This is a genomic window from Methylovirgula sp. (genome assembly GCF_037200945.1).
Classification (GTDB): domain Bacteria; phylum Pseudomonadota; class Alphaproteobacteria; order Rhizobiales; family Beijerinckiaceae; genus Methylovirgula.
In genome coordinates, this window is sequence record NZ_JBBCGP010000001.1 from 157,171 (window position 1) to 173,795 (window position 16,625).

Annotated in this window: 10 protein-coding genes; 1 reads left to right on the plus strand and 9 read right to left on the minus strand. The window is 61.3% G+C overall.

Annotation, left to right across the window (positions count from 1 at the left end; all coding sequences use genetic code 11):
- Nucleotides 1-356: 356 nt before the first annotated feature.
- The 6 genes from gyrB to WDN02_RS00770 form a co-directional block, all read right to left on the minus strand.
- On the minus strand, nucleotides 357-2,810 hold the full coding sequence (gene gyrB / locus WDN02_RS00745) for a DNA topoisomerase (ATP-hydrolyzing) subunit B (protein WP_337291681.1): 2,454 nt from the start codon (nucleotides 2,808-2,810) through the stop codon (nucleotides 357-359).
- 325 nt (nucleotides 2,811-3,135) lie between these two features.
- Nucleotides 3,136-5,754: an ATP-dependent chaperone ClpB gene (gene clpB / locus WDN02_RS00750; RefSeq protein WP_337291682.1), complete on the minus strand. Its 2,619-nt coding sequence runs from the start codon at nucleotides 5,752-5,754 to the stop codon at nucleotides 3,136-3,138.
- A gap of 230 nt (nucleotides 5,755-5,984) precedes the next feature.
- Nucleotides 5,985-6,956, minus strand: a complete 972-nt coding sequence (locus WDN02_RS00755; protein ID WP_337291683.1) for a DUF4167 domain-containing protein — start codon at nucleotides 6,954-6,956, stop codon at nucleotides 5,985-5,987.
- Between the two features lie 410 nt (nucleotides 6,957-7,366).
- Nucleotides 7,367-8,254 carry a peptide chain release factor N(5)-glutamine methyltransferase gene (gene prmC / locus WDN02_RS00760; protein WP_337291684.1) on the minus strand — a complete coding sequence of 296 codons (888 nt, stop codon included), beginning with the start codon at nucleotides 8,252-8,254 and terminating at the stop codon, nucleotides 7,367-7,369.
- On the minus strand, nucleotides 8,251-10,179 hold the full coding sequence (htpG, locus tag WDN02_RS00765; protein WP_337291685.1) for a molecular chaperone HtpG: 1,929 nt from the start codon (nucleotides 10,177-10,179) through the stop codon (nucleotides 8,251-8,253). The genes prmC and htpG overlap by 4 nt, the downstream gene beginning before the upstream one ends.
- Before the next feature lie 343 nt (nucleotides 10,180-10,522).
- Nucleotides 10,523-11,353, minus strand: coding sequence for an IS5 family transposase (locus WDN02_RS00770; RefSeq protein ID WP_337291686.1), 831 nt, complete (start codon nucleotides 11,351-11,353; stop codon nucleotides 10,523-10,525).
- 526 nt (nucleotides 11,354-11,879) lie between these two features.
- Here WDN02_RS00770 and WDN02_RS00775 point away from each other — a divergent pair.
- Nucleotides 11,880-12,272, plus strand: coding sequence for a DUF2794 domain-containing protein (locus WDN02_RS00775; protein ID WP_337294831.1), 393 nt, complete (start codon nucleotides 11,880-11,882; stop codon nucleotides 12,270-12,272).
- 51 nt (nucleotides 12,273-12,323) lie between these two features.
- Here WDN02_RS00775 and WDN02_RS00780 read toward each other — a convergent pair whose 3' ends face one another.
- From WDN02_RS00780 to WDN02_RS00790, 3 genes are all read right to left on the minus strand, one after another.
- Nucleotides 12,324-13,106 (minus strand): Bax inhibitor-1/YccA family protein, encoded by a 783-nt coding sequence (locus WDN02_RS00780; RefSeq protein ID WP_337291687.1) that lies wholly within the window; start codon nucleotides 13,104-13,106, stop codon nucleotides 12,324-12,326.
- Between the two features lie 131 nt (nucleotides 13,107-13,237).
- A complete protein-coding gene (locus WDN02_RS00785) occupies nucleotides 13,238-15,781 on the minus strand; it encodes an FtsX-like permease family protein (RefSeq protein ID WP_337291688.1) in 2,544 nt (847 codons plus the stop codon).
- A gap of 38 nt (nucleotides 15,782-15,819) precedes the next feature.
- Entirely contained in the window at nucleotides 15,820-16,596 is a 777-nt protein-coding gene (locus WDN02_RS00790; RefSeq protein WP_337291689.1) for a hypothetical protein, read from the minus strand.
- Between the last annotated feature and the right edge of the window lie 29 nt (nucleotides 16,597-16,625).

The window sequence follows — 16,625 nt, forward strand, 5'->3', positions numbered from 1 at the left end:
GCTAGCTCCCGAAGAGTCCGGCTGACTTCTGCGTTTATCACCTGCCTTACGGCACTCGCTCGGCCTCGAACAGGCCCCGCCGGCAATCTCCGCCTATGACGCGATCCGGCGCGTTAGCGACTCGGCCAGCCAAAGGGGTCGAAGAGGCCACCCGCTTCCCACAAGATTCTCATTTCTTTGCGGAAGATCCTCGCCTTTGATTTCCGATTCTCACGATCTGGTTGCTTGCCCATCTCGAAAGGTGGCTAATTGCCTCTGCTCTAATCCAAAAATGGGGCTAATTGCCTCTGCCGAAGTGCTTATTTGCCTCTCTGGAGTGGTTATTTGCCTCTCTCCAGATGAGTTACGCGACAATCCTAGACGTCGAGATTAGCGACGTTCAGTGCATTTTCCTGGATGAACTCGCGGCGTGGTTCGACGACATCTCCCATCAGCTTGACGAAAATATCGTCGGCCTCGTCACCTTCCTTGATCTTCACTTGCAGCAAAGAGCGCGCATTGCGGTCGAGGGTCGTCTCCCACAATTGCTCGGCGTTCATTTCGCCCAGGCCTTTGTAACGCTGGATGTGCGAAATGCCCTTCTGCCCCGCCGCCATGATCAGATCGACCAGTTGCGACGGGCCGCCCACCTGCTTTTCCTCGCCGCGGCGGATCAGTTTCGCCGGCCGGCTGTAAATATCGCGCAAGCCCTGCGCATGTTCGTTCAGCCGCCGCGCCTCGCCCGAGGCCAGCAGCGCGCCGTCAAGCATCGAAGCATGGCGCACGCCGCGCAATTCGCGCGATAGGACATAGGTACCGTTTTCCACGCCGCCTTGCCAACCACGCTCCAGCTCGTCAGCAAAACGATCAAGCCGTTCGGCAATCTCACGCGCATGATCCAACGCCGCAGGATCATCGTCAGAGGCGATGGCCTGCAACGCCCCCGCAATGGCCGCCTGCTCGACGATGCTGCGGTCGTAGCGCGAATGCAGGCCCGTGAGCACCTGCCGCACGACGCGCGCCTCGTCAACGACAGCACGCAAATCCTGCCCCGCGCGTTCCTCGCCATTGTCGAGCCGCAGCACCGCGCCGTCGAGCCCGTTGTCGATGAGGTAATCCTCGCGCGCGCGCTCGTCCTTCAGATATTGTTCGGAACCGCTGCGCTTGACCTTGTAGAGCGGCGGCTGGGCGATGAAGATATGGCCACGTTCGATCAATTCCCGCATCTGGCGGAAGAAGAAAGTCAGCAACAGGGTGCGGATATGCGAGCCATCGACATCCGCGTCCGTCATGATGATGATCTTGTGGTAGCGCAGCTTGTCGGGATTGAAATCCTCGCGGCCGATGCCGGTGCCAAGCGCGGTGATCAGCGTGCCGATTTCCTGCGATGACAGCATCTTGTCGAAGCGCGCGCGTTCGACATTGAGGATTTTACCGCGCAGTGGGAGAACCGCCTGAAACTCGCGATCGCGACCCTGTTTCGCCGAGCCGCCGGCGGAATCGCCCTCGACCAGAAAGAGCTCCGACTTCGCCGGATCGCGTTCCTGACAATCGGCGAGTTTGCCGGGCAGATTGGCGACATCGAGAGCGCCTTTGCGGCGGGTGAGTTCGCGCGCCTTGCGCGCCGCTTCGCGCGCCAGCCCCGCCTCGATCACCTTGCCAACCACGATCTTGGCATCTTGCGGATGCTCTTCGAACCAGGAGCTGAGCATTTCGTTGACGATGCCTTCGACCGCCGGTCGCACTTCCGACGAAACGAGCTTGTCCTTCGTCTGTGACGAGAATTTCGGATCCGGCACTTTGACCGAAAGCACGCACGTCAAACCCTCACGGCAATCGTCGCCGGTGAGATCGACCTTCTCGCGCTTGGTGAGCCCGGAGCGTTCGGCATAGCCCGTCACCTGGCGCGTCAACGCCGCGCGCAGGCCCGCGAGATGCGTACCGCCATCGCGCTGCGGGATGTTATTGGTGAAGGCAAGCACGTTCTCGTGGTAGGAATCGTTCCACCACAAGGCGACTTCAACCGTCATCCGGTCGCGGTCGCCCTTGATCAGAATTGGCTTGCCGATCAGCGGCGATTTCGCGCGGTCGAGATAGCGCACGAAGGCCTCAAGGCCACCTTCGTAATAAAGCTCTTCGTGCTTGGTCTCCGCGGTGCGCAGATCGGTGAGTTCGATCCGTACGCCGGAATTGAGGAAGGCCAATTCGCGCAGCCGATGCTCGATCGTGGCGAAATCGAAGTCGGTCATCGTAAAGGTCGCGGTCGAAGGCAGGAAGGTCACTTCGGTCCCGCGCTTAGCCTTGCCGTCGACGACGGGCGCCGGCCCAACAACCTTGAGCGGTGAGACCGTTTCGCCATCGGCAAACTCGACGACATGCTCCTGACCGTTGCGCCAGATGCGCAGCTTGAGAAACACTGAGAGCGCGTTGACGACTGAGACGCCGACGCCATGCAGGCCGCCGGACACCTTGTAGGAGTTCTGGTCGAATTTACCGCCCGCGTGAAGCTGGGTCATGATGACCTCGGCCGCGGAGACGCCTTCCTCGGAGTGAATGTCGGTCGGGATGCCGCGCCCGTCATCGGTGACGGTAACCGAACCGTCGGCGTTGAGCGTTACGGTGACCCGCGTCGCATGGCCGGCCAGCGCCTCGTCGATCGCATTATCGACGACCTCGTAGACCATATGATGCAGCCCCGACCCGTCGTCGGTGTCGCCGATATACATGCCCGGCCGCTTGCGCACGGCATCAAGCCCGCGGAGAACCTTGATCGAATCGGCGCCGTAAGCATCACGGTCCGGGCCGGGCAAATCCTGCGCATTTTCGGGCATAGGATTCGGGTTGGCGGGCGCGGATTGGGACATGCTTTTCTGGCGCTTTCTGGCTTGCGAATTGGGCGGGAGAATCGTGGTTCAATACCACCCCAATTATATAGGGCGAAACGCCGCCAAATGCATGTCCCGAAATGCAGTTTTCCCGTCTTTGGCCCTGTTTCAGGGCCCCGCGACGCTCTAGCGCGGCGGCTGTTCTCAGACCCGAAATAAAGCTGAAAAATTGCCCGGAAATCAGCCCTCATCGCGGGGCCGACGAAGCAATCCGACACGGGGGCGGGATTGCTTCGTCATCAGTGCCGCGCCAAGCGCGGGCGAGCCCGGTCTAGGCGACTTTAGTGCTGCCTTTGCCGCCGGACTTCGGCGGCTCGACCTCGCCGAAGATGAGACCCTCGGGGCCACCGCCGACCTTCACCACCTCGCCGTCGAGGATCTTGCCCGCGAGGATTTTCTCGGCGAGCGGATCCTGCAACGCCTTCTGGATCACGCGCTTCAGCGGGCGCGCCCCATAAGCCGGGTCGTAACCCTTGTCAGCGAGCCATTCCCGCGCCGTCTCGGCCATTTCCAAGGTGATCTTGCGATCATCGAGCAGACTCGAAAGCCGGCCCATCTGGATGTCGACGATCGCCGCCATGTCCTGCCGCCGCAGGCGATGGAACATGATGATCTCGTCGATCCGGTTGAGGAATTCCGGCCGGAAATGCGCCCGCACGATCTGCATCACGTCGTCGCGGATCGCCGCCGTATCCTGTCCCTCCGGCTGCATGACCAGAAGCTCGGCGCCGAGGTTCGAGGTCATGATGATCAGCACATTGCGGAAATCGACCGTGCGGCCCTGCCCGTCGGTCAGACGGCCATCGTCGAGCACTTGCAGCAGGACGTTGAAGACATCCGGATGCGCCTTCTCGATCTCGTCGAAGAGCACGACCTGATAGGGCCGCCGCCGGACTGCTTCCGTAAGCGCCCCACCCTCCTCGTAGCCGACGTAGCCGGGGGGCGCGCCGATGAGCCGCGCGACCGAGTGCTTTTCCATATATTCCGACATGTCGATGCGGATCAGCGCCGTCTCGTCGTCGAACAGGAATTCCGCAAGCGCCTTGGTGAGCTCAGTCTTGCCGACGCCGGTCGGCCCAAGGAACATGAACGAGCCGATCGGCCGGTTCGGGTCCTGCAAGCCCGCGCGGGCCCGACGCACAGCGGTAGCGACGGCGGCGACCGCCTCCGCCTGGCCGACGACGCGCCGGGCGAGTTCGTCCTCCATGCGCAAGAGTTTGCCGCGCTCGCCTTCGAGCATTTTATCGACAGGAACGCCGGTCCAGCGCGAGACGACGCCCGCGATCATATCGGGCGTCACCGCCTCATCGACCAGCACTTCGCTGCTCTTCGATTCGACGTCGGCGAGTTTCTTTTCAAGATCGGGGATGACGCCATAGGTCAGCTCACCGGCACGCTGATATTCGCCGCGCCGCTGCGCCTGCAGAAGCTCGGTACGCGCCGCCTCAAGCTGCTCCTTGATCTTCTGCGCCGAACCAAGTTTGTCCTTCTCGGCGCGCCAACGTGTGGTCAAAGCGGCGGACTTCTCCTCCGCCTCGGCCAGCTCGTGCTCGAGCCGTTGAAGCCGGTCTTTGGAGGCCGTGTCGGTCTCCTTCTTCAGCGCTTCCTGCTCGATCTTCAATTGCACGACGCGGCGGTCGATCTCGTCCAGTTCCTCGGGCTTGGAATCGACCTGCATCCGAAGCCGCGAGGCGGCCTCGTCGACAAGATCGATCGCCTTATCCGGCAGGAAACGGTCGGCGATATAGCGATTGGACAGTGTGGCCGCGGCGACGATGGCGGAATCGGTGATCCGCACGCCGTGGTGCAACTCGTATTTCTCTTTCAGGCCGCGCAGGATCGAGATCGTATCCTCGACGTTCGGCTCATTGACGAAGACGGGCTGGAAGCGCCGCGCCAACGCCGCATCTTTCTCGACATGCTTGCGATATTCGTCGAGCGTGGTGGCGCCGATGCAGTGCAATTCACCGCGCGCCAGGGCCGGCTTCAAAAGGTTCGAGGCGTCCATGGCGCCATCTGCCTTGCCCGCGCCGACGAGCGTGTGCATCTCGTCGATGAACAGGATGATGCCGCCCTGCGCCGATGTCACTTCGTTGAGGATGGCTTTGAGCCGTTCCTCGAACTCGCCGCGATATTTGGCGCCGGCGATGAGAGCGCCAAGATCGAGCGCCAGCAGACTTTTGTCGCGCAGGCTTTCCGGCACATCGCCATTGACGATGCGCAGCGCCAAACCTTCGACGATCGCCGTCTTGCCGACGCCCGGCTCTCCGATGAGCACGGGATTATTTTTCGTGCGCCGCGACAAAACCTGAATCGTGCGGCGGATTTCTTCGTCGCGGCCGATAACCGGATCGAGCTTGCCCGCGCGCGCCGCCTCGGTGAGGTCGCGGGCGTATTTCTTCAGTGCGTCGTAAGCGTTTTCAGCCGTCGCATTATCGGCCGTGCGGCCCTTGCGCAAATCCTCGATCGCCGCGTTCAGCACCTGTGGCGTGACACCGGCGCGTTGCAGGATTTTTGCGGCCTCGGTGCCCTTTTCGAGGGCGAGTGCCAGCAAAAGCCGCTCGACCGTGACGTAGGAATCACCCGCCTTCTGCGCGATCTGCTCGGCATTGTCGAAAAGCCGCGCCGTGGCGGGGGCGATGTAGAGCTGGCCGGCGCCGGAGCCCTGCACTTTCGGCAGTTTCGCCAGCGCAAGCTCTGTTTGGGTAAGCGCTTCTTTCGCGTTGCCGCCGGCTTTATTGATCAACCCGCTCGCGAGCCCTTCGGGATCGTCGAGCAGCACCTTGAGTAGATGCTCAGGCATGAATTGCTGGTTGCCTTCGCGAGTCGCCAGCGATTGCGCGCTTTGGACAAACCCGCGCGCGCGTTCGGTGTATTTTTCGAAATTCATTCTCTCCAGACCTCCCAATGGCAAGGCTGTTCATGCGTTCTAGGGCATTTTCGAGCGAAGTGGATACCGGTTCGCGTGAAGAAAATGCGTCAAGACAAGCATGACGATTCCGCCTCGGCACGGCCGACAACGGACCTTGAGGGGAACTTAGGAAAGTGAATCCACGATTGGTAGAGGTACCGCACTGACTTTGCGCAAATCGATGCAGCAAAACAGTGCGGCTTCCCCAATTATTCCTCGAGCGACGCCTTGGTCTCCGCCACGTCGAATTCCGACTTGGCGCGACGACGGCGACGCGGACGCAGAGCGAAATTGTTCTCCTCAGCCTCGGCCTCCGGCCGCGCGAGAACCTCGGTGCCTACCGATTCGTCACTGACCGGAAGTTCCGGCTCAGGCTGGACACGGACAGGCACCGGCGCCGTGATGAAGGCCGGGAGCGCTGCGGCAGTCGCTTCTTCGCTCACATTGCGCGGCTCATGCCGCTCAGAGCGCGGGGCGTTGTCATAGCGCGGCGCGCCGTCACCGCGGTATGGCTGCCGGGGACGCCCATTGCCGCCCTCGCGGTTGTCGCGGGGACCATTCTGTCCGTTGCGCTCGCCATAAGCAGGACGTTCCTGATTGCGGTCCTGATTATTGCGATCCTGATTCCGGTCTTGATTCCGATCCTGGAAATTGCGCGGGCCACGTTCGCCACGCGGCTCATATTGCGGCCGCTCTTGATAAGTCGGCTGGGCGTTGTAGTTCGGCTGGCCCTGGCCGTTCGGCACCGTCGGCTGCGCCACATAGGGTTGCGGCTGCTGCGGAGGCGGCGTGACACTGGGAGCCACTGGCGACGCGAAACGATCCGGAAGCCCGCTGAAGTCGTCCTCGTCCTCGAGCTCCTCGTTGTCCGTCTCGGTTCCCGGACGATTATAGCCCGCGAATTGCGCCTGCTGCGCCTGTTGGGCGGTGGCGATGATGCGGAAATAATGTTCGGCGTGCTGCAGATAGCTTTCGGCCATCACGGGGTCGCCGGACGATTGTGCGTCGCGGGCGAGCTGCAGATATTTTTCGCCGATGTGGTGCGCGGTGCCCCTGATCTTAACGTCGGGACCATTCGACTCATAGGAACGCGATAATGGATTTGGGCCCTTACGATTGCTGCTATTGTTGTTGTTATTGTTCCGGCCGCGCATGCGCTTGTTATTCTGATTTGGTCTCATCGATCATCCTTGGATGTTTCTTATAACCCATCCACTCCGACGCCCGGGAACACCCCGAGTCGGCACGACACCACTGGCCCTAAGGCACAAAGGATAGGCTGGCTTCCGTTCTCCAGCTGCTAACGCTAAGCCTCCGGTTTAGCACCGCATGAGGCCGATCCCGCAGCTCTCGGGATCTCAGACGTTGGGGACAATCGCCTCAATCGCGCGAGCACTAAAGGCTCTTGAGTGGCGGAAATCATTCCATCCGGATGTCCGGTGTGGGGATCTCGACGCTGCCTCAATTAACATTCGCGAAAAGCGATCTTTGCGCCGGAACGTAATCGTTTTCCCCCGCTGCGCCAAGCACTTTTGCAAAAATTTTCCGGGCCTCTTGCGTATGTTGCCGATATGCAACGTATTTCGATCAGTCAGCGTACGAGACGAACCGCAGTCACAACTCGGACATGCCCGCCGAGGTCGCGCAAAAAATCTCGTGGCTCCAGCATACCGGTAGCACCAAGCAGGTCCGCCACCGATTCAGCCTGAGTCGCCCCAACCTCGAAAGCGACAATCCCGCCCGGCCTGAGAAGTTGCGGCACGGCCGCTGCCAAAATACGGTAGGCCGCGAGACCGTCAGCACCGCCGTCAAGCGCACCACGCGGATCATGCGCGCGCACCTCCGCCGCGAGGCCAGCGATCTCCCCTGTCGCTATATAGGGCGGGTTCGAAACAATGGCGTCAAAGGCGCCGCGTAACGAATTCGTCCAGTCGGCGCAAACGACAGCGCTGCGCCCGGCAAATCCAAGCGCTGCGAGATTGTTGCGCGCCACGCGGCACGCCGGCTCCGAACGATCGACGCCGACGCCGAATGCCGCTGGCAATTGCGACAGCAGGGCCGCGAGAATGGCCCCGGAACCCACTCCAAGATCGAGCAGGCGCAGCGGCTCGGCGCGTCGCGCTTCCAATGCAACCAATGCCGCATCGACGAGAATCTCCGTGTCCGGCCGCGGATCGAGCACTGCCAGCGTGAGTGCGAAATCGAGCCCGTAAAACTCGCGCCGTCCAATAATCCGCGCGACCGGCTCACCGGCTAGCCGGCGCAGCGCCGCAGCTTCGATCTCACCCGCTGTGGCGCCGATCTGCCGATCCGGCTCGCGCAGCAGATCGAGATGGCCGATCCCGAGCGACGCGCAGAGAAGCAGTCGGGCATCGAGCGCCGGCGTTTCGATCTTCGCCGCGGCGAATATCTGCGTCAGCAGGCGCTGTGCGTCAGTGCGCGAAAGATCAGGGTCGAAGCCGATGCCCGACGCGATCATTCCTTCGCTGCGGGCGCCGTGACGGCCTTGGTCAACACGCGCGTAAGTCTGGCGGCAAAATCCGCGGCATTTGCCGGTTTCTCACCGTCAAGCAGACGGGCCTCGTCAAAAACGAGCCAGACGATATCGGCAAGCGCCGCCGGGTCGGCATGACCGACTTGCGCCGCGAGCGCCGCAATCAGCGGATGCGTTGGGTTGATTTCAAGGATCGGCTTGGCGACATCCTTCAACTGACCGTGCTCGGCGAGGATGCGTTCAAGCCGCCGATCGAAACCGTGTTCCGGCGCAATCAGGCAGGCCGGACTTTCGGACAATCGATCCGAGGCGCGCACGTCGGCCGCCACCCCTTCCAGTTCTTGCTTCATCAGCGCGAAGAGCGAGGCGAGCGCCGCTGACGGCGGCTCGGCCACCTTTTCCTCGTTGCCATCCAGCAGGGGGACGGCCTTGATATCGGCGGCGCCTTGCGAGACCGATTTGAACGGCTTGCCATCAAAACCCACCGCCGACGACACCCAGAAGGCATCGACCGGATCGCTGAGCAGCAGAACCTCGATCCCGCGGGCGCGGAAACCTTCGAGCTGCGGGCTCGCCGCCAGCGCCTTCAGATCGACGCCGTTGAGATAATAGATGGCGGTCTGGTTCGGACGCAGCGCGCCGACATAGGCAGCCAACGTGCGTTTGCCGTCGAGATCATTGGTCGAGGCGAAGCGCGCAAGCTTGAAGAGTGCGTCGCGCCGCTCGGAGTCTTCGTAAAGGCCCTCTTTCAGCACGGCGCCGAAATTCGTCCAGACCTTTGCGTAAGCGTCGGGGTCGCTCTCTTCGAGCTTCGTTAGTTCCTGCATCACGCGATTGGCGACAGCCTTCTTGATCGCGGCGAAGACGGGGCTCTGCTGGATCAACTCGCGCGACATATTGAGCGGCAGATCGGCGGAATCGACGACAATCCGCACGAAGCGCAGCCAGCTCGGCAACAGATCCGCGTCGGCTGCGATGAGCACGTGGCGGACATAGAGTTTGCCGTGGCCCTTGCGCGAACTATCGAAGAGATCGAAGGGGCGCGAGCCGGGCACGAAGGCAAGCACCGTATATTCGTGACGGCCCTCGGCGCGCCAATGCAGCGTCAACGCGGGTTCGTCGAACTGGCCGGAAAGGTCGCGATAGAATTCGGTATATTCCAGCTCGGTCACCGCGCTTTTCGGCTTCGTCCAAAGCGCAGAACCTTCGGTGAGCCGGCGCGGCTCCTGGCCTGGCGCTTCGACAAGCGCGATCGGCACCGTGATCGCGCTCGAATGTTCGCGCAGGATATGCTCGACCTTATGCGGATCGAGATATTCGGCGGCCTCTTCCTTCAGGTGTAGGATTACGCGCGTCCCGCGTGCCGGAGCTTCGTCGAGCGGCAGCGGCGCGATCGTGAAAGCGCCCTTACCGTCGGAACTCCAAAGAAAGGCGTCGCCCGCACCCGCCTTGCGCGTTTCGACATCGATGCGGCCGGCAACCATGAAGGCGGAATAAAAGCCAATGCCGAACTGGCCGATGAGGTCGCGCCCCGCCACGACCGTGTCCTTGGCCTGATCTTCCGGCGTCTCGGATTTCAGCCGGTCGAGAAAGGCACGCGTGCCGGAGCGGGCAATCGTCCCCAGCGATTGGGTCAGATCCTCTTCCGACATCCCGATCCCGTTGTCGGCAACGGTCAGAATCTTCGCGTCCTTGTCGAGGGTGACGGTAATAAGGAAATTGCCATCATCACCGGTCAGCGCCGGATTCGCGAGCGCCTCGTAGCGCAGCTTCTCGCAGGCATCGGCGCCGTTCGAGACGAGTTCGCGCAGGAAAATGTCGCGCTCGGAATAGACCGAGTGGACCATGAGATCGAGCAGACGCGAGACATCGGCCTGAAATGCATGGGATTGGCTTTCCGCCGCCGCCATTGTGCAACCTCCAAAATTCAGCTTGAGCGGGTTTGGCCGCACATATCGCCGCTCGGCAAGTCGAATTCAAGGTGAACCTAGGAGACCTGTGCGCGGGCAGCCTTTATTATTGAATTAGCTGACTTTTGGCGTGGTTATCGTTGTTCCGCTTTTCGACCGCCGGACTGTTGTCCCGCTACAGCCGTTGAGCCTCGATTGAGGATGGTTTCTTGTGATCAAGCCTTTGATTCAAGCCTTTGATTCAAGCCTTGGCGGCGATCGTGAGCGTGCGTTTCATATTGTAGGCGATGGCGGTGAAATGGATTTGCACAGCAGCTTTGGCAAGTCCTCGCCATCGCATGCGTCAAAGACCGTAGCTGCGTTTCCAGGTCCCGAAGATCTTCTCGATCCGCCCGCGGATGCGGTGAATGGGCCGGTTCCAGGCATGAAGGCGTGCCGATGTTTCGGCTTCGTCACGGCCCCACATGCCGGTGGCGACGATACGAGGCGTCCCGCCCTTCGCACGCACGGCCGCCGCGAAATGGCTTCCTCGATAAGCACTGTCGGCAAACACCTCGCCGGGATTGGCCGGCAGAGCATCGGGGCCAGCCCTGCCATCGTTGACATTGGCAGGCGTGACGGCAAGTTCCTCGACAAGGGCAGTATCGGCATCGGCGCCGACATGGGCCTTGAAACCATGAACCGCCGGTCTGCCCTTGTGTTTGACCCAATGCGCTTCGCCGTCACCCTCGCTGGTCGAGGCAATGATCGTCGCATCGACAAGCGTGCCGGTCTTCACACGGACCGCCTTTGCCTTGAGCTGACGAGTGATTTCCTCGAACAGGATCCTGTCCAAGCCATGGCCAACAAGGGCCTTTCGGAAACGCACAAAAGCCGTGCGCTCGGGTGTCGGCTCCGAAACCGAAAATCCGCAGAAGCGTCGGAACGAGCCTCTGTCATCCAGCGCCTCGGCAAGCTTGACGTCTGACAAGTCGTACCAGATTGAAAGCAGCATCGCCTTGAACAACGACAGTGGCGGCCAGGCCGGCTCTCCCTTGGCAGCACAGGAAATCACACGCAGGGCACAATCGATCGGCGTCCAGTCGATCAGTTCGACAAGATCATCCAGCGAGGAGCGTTGGTCGCGATCAGTGGCAAAACCAAATCTCTCCTGACCAATGCGCCGACGTGCCATCGCATTCCTCAATCCATTGTTCAGACCAATGGAATCATAAATGCCAACCCTCGTCCAGCGACCCGCGCACAGGTCTCCTAGAGCATCCGGCCGAGCCTTCAGGCAAGTCCACATCGCGGATAAAAAAGAGCCGGCTGAAGCGCTGCTCCAGGCCGGCTCAATATGTCGCCGCATCTCGAACGAGCAAGGGCCCTTACGCAATCCCAACGGGGGGCTGGGGGGGCTGACGAGTCCGCCGGAACAACACCGGGCCCTGGGCGACACAAGGAAGTCTCGGCCCGCATGGCGGCGGTGGCTGGGCTGCAAAAGGGCGAAACTGTGATTGAACAGGTCTCTCCGCGCCCCTAAGGTTGATCAACAATATGCAACGTGTTCAATGACTTGCATTACACGCGGCGAATGAACGACTTACCGCCGCAAGAAAAGTTGAGCACTGAGCTTAAGCGGCGCTTACGTCGTTACTCTCCTAGAACTTGCCGCCCTCGACGCTTTCCGCAATCATGGGGCGCGGAGGATTTGCATGAGCATGGAGCCAACGGACGAAAATTACTTTGCGGCTCAAGTCGTGCCTCTCAGACGCAACGACACCGCCGCTAGTCCCCGCCCTGCCCCACCGCCCGCGCAGGTCACTTTCAACCGGCAGGAACTGCGCGAAATTTTCGATCTTTACGGCCGTATGGTCGCGGCCGGGGAATGGCGCGATTACGCGCTGGATTTCACTATCCAGAAAGCGGTTTTCTCGATCTATCGGCGGGCCGCCGAATTTCCGCTCTATCGAATCGAGAAAAACCCAAAAACGGCGCGCAAGCAGGGTGCCTATAGCGTCGTCACTGCGACCGGCCTGATCCTCAAGCGCGGGCACGAATTAAAGCCCGTCATCAATGTGCTTGAGAAGAAGTTGAACCTCGTTTCAGGATGAAAAAAGCCCCGCCGGAGCGGGGCTTTCTATTAGGTCCTGTCCGCCGGACGCTTAGTTGTTGCGCGACCCGGTGAGCTGAAGCAACGCGGTGAAGATATTGATGAAGTCGAGATAGAGACGCAGCGCGCCATTGACCGACTTCTTCGCCATCGTCTCGGAATCGTCAGCGGTGTAATACATTTCCTTGATCGACTGCGTGTCATACGCCGTGAGGCCGGCGAAAATGATCACTGTCAGAATGCTCAGCGCGAACTGAAGGCCCGTGCTGTGCAGGAAGATGTTGACCACGCTTGCGATGATAAGGCCAAACAGACCCATCATCATGAACGAGCCCATCGCCGAGAGCGAGCGCGGCGTCGTGTAGCCGTAGAGGCTCAACGCGCCGAACGAAGCTGCGGTGATGAAGAACGCGCGGGCAATCGAGTTACCTGTGTAGACCAGCACGAGGGTCGAAAGCGACAGGCCCATCGCTGCCGAGAACACGAAGAACAGCGCGCGCGCGGCCGAGGCCGCCATGCGGTTCAGCTGGAACGAGAAGAAGAATACCAGCGCGAGCGGCGCGAAGATGACGAGCCATTTCAGCGGGCTGAAATAGAGCGCCTGGCCAATCGACGTGAGATAGATATGGCCGAAGCGCGCGACCGCCTGCGACGGATCGTTCGTCACCGCGAGCATGTTGGCGCCATAGGCGATGAGGCCCGTGATGGCGAGGCCAATCACCATGTTGTTGTAAACACCGAGCATATAGGAGCGAAGGCCCTGGTCGATCTGGGCACGGCCGGCCTGTGGGACAGTCTGTCCCCAGCGGGCAGTGTTGCGGTCGAAGTCGGACATTGTTTCCTCGTAAGTTAGGAGGTTGGATCACCTCCGGCCGCGGGCAAGGCCCAGCGGGAACATCGCCGATAATATGGCCCAGCGCGCGAACCCGTACAAGGCCAGCGGCGCGCTTTCGACCATGCCGAAACCTATAAATTTCGTAAGAATTGGGCGGGTTTACGCCCCAAAATGCGCCATGTGCCAAGAACCCCGAAAGCAATCGCTGCAATAAGCGCGATAGCGGCAGCCTCGAAGGCACGCGGCCAAAGCCAGGCGAAATCCAGCTTCATGACGAAATGAACAATGGCAAACGCGGCGGCGCTGCCGGCGATGAGGCCGAAAAGCGCCGTCGCCGCGCCGATGATTCCAAATTCGCAGATCAGTGCGACGAGAAGCCGCCACCGCGTCGCGCCGAGGACTTTCAACACCACGACGTCGTAGAGCCGCGCGTGCTGCCCCGCCGCCAAAGCGCCGGCGAGAACCAGCGTCGCGGCCAGTAACGCGATCGCCGCCGCGCCGCGCACGGCCGCGGCCAATTCGTCGGCCACTTGCCGGACGGCGTCGAGCGCGTCTTTGACGCGCAGGCTGACGATATCCGGATAGGCCTTCGCAACGTCGCGCACGAGGCGCATAATCTGTGCGTCCGATGGCGGCGCGGCGAAGGTCAGCGTCGCGAGATTTGAATAGGGCGCGCCGGCGAATGCGCTGGGCGTGAAGACCAGGACAAAATTGATGCCGAGGTTTGTCCAATCGACTTTTCGCAAATTCGTAATCCGCGCCGCGATCTCCCGCCCAAGGACATTGACGCTGATCTCGTCGCCGATCTTGAGGCCGAGGCCTGCGGCAATATCCGACGCCATCGAAACCTCTGCCGGCCCGGCGTAATCTTTCGGCCACCAGGAACCCGCGACGAGTTTCGACCCCTCGGGCAGCGCAGCCGAAAACGTGATGCCGCGATCGCCCAGAAGTGCCCAGGCGCTCTCGCTGCTGACTTTCGCGTTTTCGGCGGCCACGCCGTTGAGCCGGACGATACGGCCGCGCAACATCGGCACGAGTTCAAGTCTTCCCTGCGGCGCATGAGCTTCGACGAAGCCTCGGAAGTCGGGCGTTTGCGCCTTCTCGACGCCGAGAAAGAAGAAGTCAGGCGTCGCACCTGTCCGGCCGTGGCTGAAGAGCGTTTGCAGATTGCCATTGATGAGGGCGAGCGCCACGACCAATGTGAGCCCTAACCCGAGCGAGAGAACGATGATCGGCGTCAGCGCGCCGGGGCGATGCAGATTGGCCAGCGCCAGCCGCAATTCGACATCCCGCGCGCGGATATGCCTCGCGCCAAACATGACAAGAGCCGCCGCGCCGCGCAGCAAGGCGAAAGCACCGAGTGACGCGATAATGAAGATCAGCGCCAGTTTGCGGTCGGGTGAGAAAATCACGACCGACAACGCGAGGCCGCCCGCCGCGAGGGCGAAAGCAAGAAGATAAAATCGCTTGAGCCGTGGTCTTTGTGGCGCGATCTCGTCGCGAAACAAGGCTGAAACCGGAAGATCATGTACCCGGCCAAGTGGCAGCATTGCGAATGTCAAAACCGTCAACACGCCGTAGAGAAAACCCGCTCCGATTTCCAGCGGAAAGACCGCCGGCGCAAACGGAAATGGCAGCAAAGTCCCGAAGGCCGCCGCCAACACAAACGGCAATGCCGCACCGGCCGCAATGCCGAGCACCATTCCAAGGCTGGCCATCGCCATCACCTCGGCCAGCATCATAGAGAAGACGAAGACGCCCGAGGCGCCCAATGCTTTCAGCGTCGCGATGGTCGGCGTTTTGTGGTCAACGAAACTCGCGACCGCATTGGCAATACCGATGCCGCCGATCAGCAGCGCGCTAAGGCCGACGAGGATCAGGAATTGGCTAAAATGGTCGAGGTCGCGCGAAAATTCCGGCGCGACATTTTTCCACGTCCGTATCTCAAAGCCGGCGGTTGGAAGCGCCTTGTTGACTTCGGCCTTCACATCGTTTGGCACTTCGCCGGGCCGCAACGACAGCCGGTAAAGCCAACGGACCAATGCGCCGGGCTGCAAAAGCTGCGTAGCCCGCAATGCAGCCTGTGACATCAGCACGCGTGGACCGAATACGATGCCCGCGGCGAGCTTATCCGGCTCGTTTGTCAAAATGGCGCGCACAGTGAAAGTCGCGGCGCCGATTGAAATTCGGTCGCCTAATTTGAGGTCAAGACGCGCCAGCAAGGTCGCGTCGGCGGCGACGCCATAGGCTCCATCGCGCAACTCGAAGGCGTCGGCAAGATTTTGCGCCGGGCGCAGGCCCAAAGTGCCACCGGTCGGATAGGCCTGATCGACAGCCTTGATCTCGACGAGCGCACTGTCGCCATCGGCACGCCGGGCCATCGCCCTTACCAGCGCGACGGACGCGACGTGCCCGTGCGAAGCCAAGACGCGAAGTTCGTCGCCCGTCGCCTCGCGCTGGACGAGATCGAAGGACATATCGCCGCCGAGAATGATACGGCCCTTTTCGACCAAGCCTTGCGCCAACGAGCGCGTGATCGACCCCACGCCGACGATGGTCATCAGCCCAAGCGCGAGGTACGCCAGCAGAATGAGAAAGCCAGAGCGCGCGCCGCGTAAATCCCGCAACGCCAGGCGAAGGGCGAGCGACCAAGGGTATGCGGCAGAGACGGACATGCCATCTGCCGTGCCATCTCTTTGTGGCGAAGTGGGGGTCAGCCGAAGGTCAGATGCTCGTGCAATTCGTCGAGCAATTCGTCGAACTCGACGGTGAAGCCACTTTCGAAGCTGCGTACCACGGTTCCCGCATAGGCGATCGCGCGGCCAAGGATCAGACGAGTCCCGGAGCGCTGAATTTGCGCCGTGCGCAGCGTCGCGACCTTATGCGAAAGCAACGCAATCTTTGCGTGGTACAAGCCAGTATCAGCATCGATCAGCTGATAGATGCAGGCCGGATTGCGCAAGGTAATGCGCGCCATCAGGCGATCAAGATTGCTCCGTTCCTCGTCCAGCGAACCAGCGGGCGTATAAAGCTCAGCCAGCTTGGCAACGAGCATTTCGTGATAAATGAGATCCGGCGCCATCGCGAAACCGGTCGCGGAGGCTGTGCTGACTGTGCCGCGGACGAAACCGAAGAAATCGAGATCGAGGCCGACTTTCGTATTCGGCGTCAGGCTCGCGTCGGCCTCATTCCCCTCGTTATAAGCGACTTCGATCCGCTCCGGCTCGACGCGCTTCGTTTCGCAGGAAAGCTTCGCGCCGTTCGGGAGCGTACATTTTCCGGCGAAGGGACGCAGGCTCGGCCGAACGAGTCTGCCAACGGGCCGCCGCCGGTGATCGGCCAATACCCGCGCCGCCGGAGTCGTCTCACCAGACGTCGAGATCGGCACAGGCGCGTGAACTCGTTCCGGAGCGCGCGCTTGCGGCGTCGCGCCGGGGCTCACAAGACTCCAGATACTGAATTTGTGCGCAGACTTGGCGAACGAATCCATTGCTTTTTAGCGCCGGCGAGAACATAACA